Source organism: Pseudomonas sp. AU11447, assembly GCF_001672555.2.
Lineage (GTDB): Bacteria > Pseudomonadota > Gammaproteobacteria > Pseudomonadales > Pseudomonadaceae > Pseudomonas > Pseudomonas nitroreducens.
In genome coordinates, this window is the sequence record NZ_LZDG02000102.1 from 1 (window position 1) to 461 (window position 461).

At 62.0% G+C, this 461-nt stretch carries 1 protein-coding gene; it reads right to left on the reverse strand.

Features of this window, described 5'->3' with window-relative positions:
• Positions 1-461: Ig-like domain-containing protein (locus A6723_RS32275; RefSeq protein ID WP_175405603.1), on the reverse strand; the 461-nt coding region annotated here is incomplete at both ends.

The window sequence follows — 461 nt, forward strand, 5'->3', positions numbered from 1 at the left end:
TCGTCGGTCACATCGCCTTTCTGCAGGAAGCCGGTGTACGGTCCGACGTCGTCGAAGACGCTCTCGATCGCCGGGGCCTGCGGTCTGCCAGTCTCGACATCGATGCTGTACTTCGCGCTCGGCTGAGTGGAGTTGCCGACCGGATCACGCTCTACCGCGGTCAGGTCGTTCGGCCCCGAGATCAGGGCTGCCGTGGGCTGCATCGTCCACTTGCCATCGCTACCCACGATCGCAGAACCAATCTGATGATTGCCGGTGCTGTCCTTGGCGTACACGAAAATGGTGTCGCCGGAAGTACCGGTACCGCTGATCACCGGGCGCGGGTCGTCGGTAACGCCACCGCTGAGCACATTGCCGGTGATCTCACCTTCACTGTCCAGCACGCCGGTAATCGCCAGTTTGCTGGCATCCGGCGGGGTGTAGTCAGTGGTAATGGTGAAGACGTCGGACTTCGGACTGGT